8 protein-coding genes are annotated in these 8,086 nt (G+C 47.4%); 2 read left to right on the forward strand and 6 right to left on the reverse strand.

The window, feature by feature from the left end; translation table 11 throughout:
• The 6 genes from LBJ25_06495 to LBJ25_06520 all read right to left on the reverse strand — a co-directional run.
• A partial coding sequence (locus LBJ25_06495) for a helix-turn-helix domain-containing protein (protein MDR1453602.1) occupies positions 1-1,089 on the reverse strand: 1,089 nt, incomplete at its 3' end.
• A 324-nt stretch (positions 1,090-1,413) separates the two neighbouring features.
• Positions 1,414-2,337: a type II and III secretion system protein gene (locus LBJ25_06500; protein MDR1453603.1), complete on the reverse strand. Its 924-nt coding sequence runs from the start codon at positions 2,335-2,337 to the stop codon at positions 1,414-1,416.
• On the reverse strand, positions 2,327-2,755 hold the full coding sequence (locus LBJ25_06505; protein MDR1453604.1) for a hypothetical protein: 429 nt from the start codon (positions 2,753-2,755) through the stop codon (positions 2,327-2,329). The genes LBJ25_06500 and LBJ25_06505 overlap by 11 nt, the downstream gene beginning before the upstream one ends.
• On the reverse strand, positions 2,739-3,629 hold the full coding sequence (locus LBJ25_06510) for a hypothetical protein (protein MDR1453605.1): 891 nt from the start codon (positions 3,627-3,629) through the stop codon (positions 2,739-2,741). Before LBJ25_06510 ends, LBJ25_06505 begins: the two co-directional genes overlap by 17 nt.
• A gap of 52 nt (positions 3,630-3,681) precedes the next feature.
• Complete coding sequence (locus LBJ25_06515) at positions 3,682-5,247, reverse strand: hypothetical protein (protein MDR1453606.1); 1,566 nt, start codon at positions 5,245-5,247, stop codon at positions 3,682-3,684.
• Between the two features lie 108 nt (positions 5,248-5,355).
• Positions 5,356-6,624 carry a replication-associated recombination protein A gene (locus LBJ25_06520; GenBank protein ID MDR1453607.1) on the reverse strand — a complete coding sequence of 423 codons (1,269 nt, stop codon included), beginning with the start codon at positions 6,622-6,624 and terminating at the stop codon, positions 5,356-5,358.
• 77 nt (positions 6,625-6,701) lie between these two features.
• Between LBJ25_06520 and LBJ25_06525 the strand changes: the two genes are divergently transcribed.
• Entirely contained in the window at positions 6,702-7,001 is a 300-nt protein-coding gene (locus tag LBJ25_06525; protein MDR1453608.1) for a nucleotidyltransferase domain-containing protein, read from the forward strand.
• Positions 6,994-7,446, forward strand: coding sequence for a hypothetical protein (locus LBJ25_06530; protein ID MDR1453609.1), 453 nt, complete (start codon positions 6,994-6,996; stop codon positions 7,444-7,446). The genes LBJ25_06525 and LBJ25_06530 overlap by 8 nt, the downstream gene beginning before the upstream one ends.
• The last annotated feature ends 640 nt before the right edge of the window (positions 7,447-8,086 follow it).

Genomic DNA, 8,086 nt, shown 5'->3' on the forward strand with positions numbered 1-8,086 from the left:
GGAGGGATTAAATAAATACCCAATATTCTGGGAAATATACCTTTTGTGATACTGCAGGGTTAGCAGATCGGGCTTGCCCTCATCGATCAAAACAACCGGGAAAATCAGAGCGCTTTTTGGAGTATCGGGATATTCTTGTTTTAATATTTCCCACGGCGTCTGGTTGTCTTTGTTCCTGTTTTTCCGCAGATAATTAAAGTCCACCATGTAGGTATATTCTTTGCGCAGCAGGTCGGCCAGGTCTCTATACAGCTCTATGCTGTAAAACTCATCCTCTACCAGTCTATGGAATGTTTCCACATCCGAGTTAAAGGTCGGCGCGGCTGGCGGTATGTGTCTTAACTGCATGCCTAGCTTTTCCACCACAATACTCTCAAAATGCGTCAGGCCTGTATGTTTCTTGCCGCCCCCGTTGAATTCACTCCCGTTATCCGTCTGAATGGTTATCCGGCTCAGGTCAAAACCTTTGGCTTTCAGATGTTCGCCCAGCATCTCCATAAAAGCTCCGGTGTTCTCCTGCGTATTCCGCTTCATCAACGCTACAAATGTCGCCCCGGTCTTTACATCCCTGGCCGTTACTTCATACCGCGGATAGTCTTTCCTGTTATTCAGAAACTGCGGCCAGTAGGTCGCTATATCCGTTAAGACCTTCACGTCCACCTGTATTTTCTCAAAGGCTTTATACAGTCTTTTCGTGCTCCACAGAAAATGTCTTTTCTTATGCCGCTTTTGCCTTTTTCGTCCCAGTCCGTGCTCTTTAACTATCCGCTGAATACAGCCTTTCCCCTGTTCTGTTATACCAAACCGCTCTATGAGCTTTCTACTGCCGTATTTATTTCTCGTTTGTTTGCGTAAGTTAATGATGTATTCTTCAAATTCCTCGCTGCATTTATTTGGCATGCGGTGCGGCCGTCTGGATATTTCTGTTAATCCCGTTATTCCTACTTTTTCATATCTCCTCCGCCATTTCCGCACCGTCCAGATACTGCATTTGAACAGTCTGGCTGTGGGTTTCAGTCCTATAGCGTAACTGCTTTTTACCAGTTGCAGCCGCAATTCATATTTATGTTCCCTTTTAACTATTTTCATTATGCTGTAATATTCCACGGGGAGGATCCTTTCGTTCGCTAGACGTTTGATCCTCCTTACTCTACCAGCTCCTGGTATTTCCCCTGTATCTCCCTGAAATATCTTTCCCCCATACTCCTTAATCTCTCCAGAGGAGCACCTTCTCTCTGGGCTGACCTAAAATATTATGGTGTATGGATAATCCCGAAAGTTGTGACCGAGAGCGGCCTCACTTCGCTTGCTTGTGGGTCTCACTTAACGGCAGCCACTTCATGGCCTTGTTAAGTTCGACTCAAGCCGCCGAGGAAATCCTGTCGGCCAGAGGGCTGACAGGGCATTGAAATATTATGGTACTTCCTCGGCGGTTACGACAAAGATAATATCCGAAGCTGTTTTTTCGCGGACGGTGCTGCGGAAGAAAATATTCAACAGCGGCACATCCCCCAGAAAAGGAATTTTCTGCACGCTTTCACGTTCTTCCTCGTTATACAGACCGGCGAGCACAAAACTTTCCTGCGCTTTGAGCAGCAAGGTTGTTTCCACCTGACGGGTAGACAGCACCGGAAACTCGCCGCCTTGAGTTTGTTTCCAGTATTTGATCGAGCTGATTTCCGGCTGCAGAGAAAGTAAGATCTGTCCGGGTTCGGCTGGCAGCGGCAAAAAAGTCAGATTGATCCCCGAATCAATATACTGGATTTGCCAGTGCAGCTGTTCGCCGTTTTGTACGGGCAGGGAGTAAGGCAGGCGGTCGCCGATATGGATGGATGCCGCCTGACCGGTCAGCGTGGTCAGATTGGGCGCGGCCAGCAAGCGCGCCTCTCCCTGACCGGCGCGCGCCTGCAGGGTTGCCAAAATTTCCGGTGTGGTTTTGCCCAGACGCAGTCCGCTGGAAGAAAAATCCCAGTCCAGGCCCAGCGCGGTCAGGTCATTGGTCGTCATTTCCAGCACGTTAATTTTCAGCTTGACGGCGCGCGGCGGTTTGTCCGCGGCCTGCAAAGCCGTAAGGATTTTTTCGGTCGGGAGGTCTGCGCCGAGGAGCAGTATATTATTATTTTTTTCGGCGCAGACCACAGCATCAGGATAGAGTTTCTCGATTATTTTGACCGCGTCTTCGGCGGCGAGATAATTCAGCGTCACCGCGCGGTAGTTTTGTACTGGCGGCAGTCCGGCCGCTGTTCGGACTGCCGCGCTTTGATCCGGCAGCGCAAAAGGGTCGCGCGCCAGACAGAGATTTAAAAACAAAAAGACCGCCAATATTTTATTTCTCATCTTTTACTCCTTGAATAATTATTTTTTGTTCCTGCGGTGTGATATTGATTTGCGTTATCTCGCCGATATTTTCCACAGCCAGCGCACGCAGGAGATCCAAAAACGCGCCGTAGCTGCCCGTGAAAACTATTTCCAGTCCGTTCGCGCCGCTTTTGCTACTGCTGAAACTTAAGCCTTGTTTCCCGCCGAGCGCGCGGATAGTTTCCAATTCAAGGTATTCCGGCAGGGCCGGCGCGTCCAGATATTTTTGCAGCAGCGGCTCCTGGCGCATTTTGATTGTCTCGCCGCGCAGGCGCAGATTGGCGTAATGCAGCCGCGCGCAGTTCAGCGCCAACAGCAGGCACGCCGCGGCCAGAAGCAGCGCGACAAGACCCGCGCCGGCGATTTTTGCCAATAGTTCTTTATTTTCGGGCGGCACTTTTTAGCTCCTTGGCCAGGAATTTTTTCAGGTCGGCGCGCAGGGAAAAATTAATCACGGCGCTTTTGCTCAAACTGGCCAGCTCCGGTTTCAGGCTGGAGTCCGTTTTGAGCGCTTTTTGCAGCGCCTTCAGGTCTTTGTCCGCCGGACAAAACCCAGCGAGCCGTAATTCCTGCGCGCTGTAACTCAGTTCCGTGAAATAGACTTGTTCGGGCAGAGCGATGCTGAACGCGTAAAAATAGCCGCCGAGTTTTTGATTGAGCGCCTGGTTTTTTTGCAGCGCGGTCAGGCGGCGTTCATAATTTTTGCGTGTTTTGATTTGCGCCGCTAGATTTTGCCGTTCATTATTCAAGGAAATATTTTGCGCGGCTAAAATATTCTGCAGCCAGAAAAGCAGCGGCGCGGCCAGCAGACAGAGAACCGCCGCGCCCAGCAGCAAGATTTTTCCGTAGTTGTACAGTCTCCGCAGATACGGCGTGATCTGCCAAAAGGCCGCCCTGTTTTCGTACAGCAAAAATTGTCTGTCCGCCGAGTAAATTTTGACCGCTTGTTTTTGCCGCGCGGTCAGAGGCGTTAAGTCCGCTTTGGGCAGGACGCAGAATAAGCCCTGCAAATTTTCCGCGTCGCGCAGGTAGATCTGATAAGCGTAAAAATAATTCTCAATGGGCTGGGGCAGAAGTGAATTGATATGCCAGGCCAATTGTTCCGCTTCGGAGATGTTTTTCTCGGTTTTTAGGGTAAATTGCTCGATTTGCAGGAGCTGGGGGTCAAGCAGGATTTCCAGCTCATCGGCGTCCGCGGGCAATATTTCCGCGTTTTCCGCCAAAACGGCCAAATTGACGCTGGCTTTTTTGTATTCCCAGAACTTTTGCATATTCTGGAAAGATGCAACTTTTATGCCAGTTGGCAAAAATCTTAGCGATTTGCTAATGCTCTTTCAGCCACTTTAGCCAGTTGTCAACTTTGGCAGCGTCATCCTGACGGTCTTGTTTTAGTAAAAATTCTTTAGCGGTCTGCAAATCGTCCTCCGCGTCGCTGTCAAAATCGCCGTTTTGCTGAAACAGATTTCGCGCGGAGACAAAAGCTTTTTCCGCTTCTTTTGTCTTGCCCAAAACCAAATACGCCAGCGCGCTGTGCAAACGCAAAAAACTACTGGCCCGATTAGAGTTAAAGGTTAATCCGTTTTGCGCCCAAGACAGGGCTTCCTGATAATCCTGCTGTTTGGCGGCTATTCTTGCCAGCCAAGAGTTTATAGTTGCGGTATCATCAATTACAGCATTATCAGGCTGACTGATACTCGTCAATTGATTTAAAGCTAGAGAAAAATATTTCTGCGCCTCAATATAATTTTGTTGTTCAAAATTAAAATTACCTATCACACAATAGGCGAGACCCAAATTTTCTCGCAGTTCCATGGTATGAAGCGGATTATCCACACCAAGATTTAGCCGCGCCGGGACATATTGCACTACTTTTTCCGCATCTTTCATATTACAGGCAAGACCAGCCAGATCTTCATAGGTATCACGAATGGCTTCCTCGTCGCCGTTGTCCTGCGCCAGCTTCAAAAATGCCAGGAAATCTTTTTCCGCATTTTCATAATCCTGCAGTTCTCTATAGGCAATTGCTCTGTTTCTGTAGGCATACCAGGCTTCCTCTCCTGTAGTACATCCGAAACGTTCCAAAATTTCCGAGGCATAGTAAATTATTTCTGTATAATTCGTTTCTTTAGTGTAATAAAGTAAAGTGTCGGCAGTTTTGATGCTGGGATATATCTCGTAGGCTTTTAATAGGTATTCTCTAGCCTGTCCGGTGTCGCCTCTTGTTTGCATTTCGGAAGCCAACATTATATTACTGAACCATTCTATCTGCCTTTCTCGCAAAGGGTGAAAAACCTGTTCAATATTTTCTGGCTGTATATGGTGTTCTTTTATAATAACATCCTTATTGACCTGTTTTAAATAAGCGGAAAATCCATCGTTGGGGCGGGAAGTCCGGGGCCGAATGAGGCTAGGATCTACAGCGGGATCAAATTTATTAGTATAATATTTGCCCTGATATTCTAGCAGCATTCCTCCGTCCTTGGGTAGCCAAATCAAACCAAGATCAGCCCAGGCGCTGTCTATTGTCTGCATTTTGGCCCGGAGAGCAAATAATATTGTATACAAAGCAAACCAGCTAACCCCCTCATCCAATCCCCTGCCCAGAAGCTGTTCCGTAAATAAATTAGTTCTAGTAGGGATGCCGTACAGCAAAAGCTCCGGCCTGTGTGCATAAAAGTTCTCTTTAGCGGCGTTGAGTTTGCCCAGCATCGTTTGCTCGCGGCTTTGGATCACCGCCCGCTGCATATCGTCCGTCACTCTATCCAAAAACCATCTAGCCTGAGTGATCTTTTGCTCCGGGACAAATCGGGCTTCCGCAATGAACGGATAATTCACATCCGGGCTAGTATGAAAATCAAGATTTCTATTGACATTGCTGGCTTTATGCATAAGCGAAACTCCTTGTTAAAAATATATATGAATATATCGTCAGTTCTGTTTGGTTATTTCATTTTTTTGCGTAACATTTTCCGCATCTGGCGGCGGTTGTTTCCCTGTTCAATGCTCTTTCAGCCACTTTAGCCAGTCCTGGATTTTTTTCTCATAACCGCGGTTGGTCGGCTCATAGTATTTGCGTTTTTCCGGTAAATATTGCATATCCTTAACGTAAGCGTTGGGATGATCGTGCGCGTATTTATAGCCCGAACCTTTGCCGTTTTTCTTTTCCTGTGCGTACACGGCGTTGAGCAGTTGCGGCGGCACGGCAAAATCCACGCCGCTTTCCACATCGGCCAGAGCCTTGTTGATGGCCAGGTACGACGCGTTGCTTTTGGGCGCGGCGGCCACATAAACGGCGGCCTGCGCCAGAGTGAGTTTGGCTTCGGGGTAGCCGATCTCCGCGACAGTGGTCAGCGCGGCGTTGGCGACGAGCAGAGCCAGCGGGTCGGCGTTGCCCACATCCTCGGACGCGCAGATGACAATGCGCCGCGCGATGAAACGCGGGTCTTCACCGGCGTAGATCATTTTGGCCAGCCAGTACAAAGCCGCGTCCGGATCAGAGCCGCGCATCGACTTGATGAACGCGGAGATAATGTCATAATGCGCCGACTCGTCGTAGACGACCTGTTTTTTCTGAATAGACTCCTCGATAACGCCCAGCGTGATATGAATTTTCTTTTCTTTTTCCGGCGTGGTCAGGACGGCCAGATCAATGGCGTTCAATATTTTGCGCGCGTCACCGCCAGCCATGAGAACTAAATGTTTTTTGGCAGCGGCGTCCATAGTGATATCGGGATATTTCCGCAGACAGTTTTCGATTATCTGCAGACTTTCCGCTTCGGTCAGCGCCTTGAATTCAAAAACCTGCGAACGGGAGATCAGCGCGGGATTGACGCTAAAATACGGATTTTCAGTGGTCGCGCCGATCAGAATAATCACGCCGGATTCCACATCGGGCAGCAGCGCGTCCTGCTGGGCTTTGTTGAAGCGGTGAATTTCATCGAGAAAAAGTATCGTGCGCCGTTTGTGGTAGGCCAGCGTTTCTTTGGCTTTTTCGATCACTTCGCGTAGCTCGGCGACTTTGGAATTGACGGCGTTGAGCGGGATAAATTCGGCCTGCGTTTTACGCGCGATCAGATTGGCCAGCGCGGTTTTGCCCGTGCCGGGCGGCCCCGAAAAGATCAGCGAATTGAGCCGGTCAGCTTCGATCGCGCGCCGCAGCAGACGGCCGGCGCCGACAATATGTTCCTGCCCCACAAACTCCGTAAAATCCCGCGGCGCCAGGCGTTTGGCCAGCGGCATACCGAGATCGGTCTGGAATAAATTCATGTCTTAAATATAACATAAAATTTCACTGCGCCCGCAGAGATAAATTTTCGTATTTTTGATGTGTTATAATTAGGATTATGTTTAAGCTGACTGATCTTCCAGAGCGATACCGCGCGGATATTGAAACGGCGGCAGCTTTATTAAAGAAAGAAGGCAGTGAATCAGTTTATTTATTTGGTTCATTGGCTGCCGGAAAAATAAAAAATGTCTCTGATATTGATTTAGGAGTCAAAGGCCTACCGGCGGAAAAATTTTTTTCTGTTTGCGGAAAACTGTATCTGCTTGTGCATAATGAAATTGATGTGGTGGATTTTGATAAAGAGAAAGATTTTTATGCTCTCCTGGAGAACCTGAAAGAGGTAGTTGAAATTGGATAACAAGCTGGAAGCTAAAATTTCTGCTGAAGTTATCCGAATTGATAAATTATTAAGCGATTCCGGTCTTTTGTTTGAAATTTGCGCTGCGCGAGAACCAGATTTTATTAAATTATCTGCTGCCGCCTTGACTTTACACTCGTTTTACAACGGACTAGAAAATATTATTTTGTTGATAGTTAAAAATATTGATGACGCGGCTGAGCAGGATTTACAATGGCATAAATTTTTATTTGAGCAAGCTTTTAAGGCCAACGCCAAGAGGACGATGGTATTTAGAGCTGATTTGAAAGAGAGGCTGGAAGGCTATTTGTATTTTAGACATTTCATTAGACATTCTTATGGCTCAGAATTGGATTGGGACAGGCTGAAGCCCCTGGTTGAAGAGGTGCAAAAAGTTTGGGATATTGTTAAAGCTGATCTAGATAGTTTTAAGCAAAATAATTAATTGCCCATTCATTAATAAGTGATTCGATTCCCCGGCAAATTTCGATGTATTTAACAGGTATATTTTCTCAAAAAGCGGGTAATTACTTTCTTGTGAGTTTTAGCGGGTAAGTATATTTACTTACGTATACGCGGCAAATATTAAATATTAGGTAAAGATATTCTCCGCAGCGAAAAAACAAAGAAATAAAAATGGAGTTTTGCAATGCCAAAATTTTTGAATTTAATATTGACTAATAGTTACCCCCCCCCCCCCGCTAATAGCGTATAATTATTATACATACACACCACATGTAGCGTTCGTTCTTGGGGGCTTGCTATGAGGCTCTCCAAAACAGGTCTGTCCCTTTTATTAAAAATTCTTACGTTCCATCAACGTCTCGCTGCCGCGAGACACCCCTCAGACAAAAATCTGCGACACAGATTTTTGCCAGCTCCCCTTGGCAAGGGGAGCCAACTCAAATTCCGGTCTTATCAGTTTTCTCCCCTTTACAAGGGGAGCTGTCTTGCGCTTTGCGCAAGACAGAGAGGTGTCAGAGTATGCTGAAACGATTAGCCACTGTCTCCCGCTTGCCAACATTTAAGGCTTATTTAATAGCGTGTTTATTTATGGCTTTCTTGAGCTGTTCGCGGTTAAACGC

It is taken from the genome of Candidatus Margulisiibacteriota bacterium, from assembly GCA_031268855.1.
In the GTDB taxonomy this organism is placed as follows: Bacteria; Margulisbacteria; Termititenacia; order Termititenacales; family Termititenacaceae; genus Termititenax.

Bases quoted from the DNA above. Each gene is read 5' to 3' on its own strand.
- LBJ25_06510 (MDR1453605.1), bottom strand. From the start codon at position 3,629: ATGCAAAAGTTCTGGGAATACAAAAAAGCCAGCGTCAATTTGGCCGTT.
- LBJ25_06500 (MDR1453603.1), bottom strand. From the start codon at position 2,337: ATGAGAAATAAAATATTGGCGGTCTTTTTGTTTTTAAATCTCTGTCTG.
- LBJ25_06525 (MDR1453608.1), top strand. From the start codon at position 6,702: ATGTTTAAGCTGACTGATCTTCCAGAGCGATACCGCGCGGATATTGAA.
- LBJ25_06515 (MDR1453606.1), bottom strand. From the start codon at position 5,247: ATGCATAAAGCCAGCAATGTCAATAGAAATCTTGATTTTCATACTAGC.
- LBJ25_06520 (MDR1453607.1), bottom strand. From the start codon at position 6,624: ATGAATTTATTCCAGACCGATCTCGGTATGCCGCTGGCCAAACGCCTG.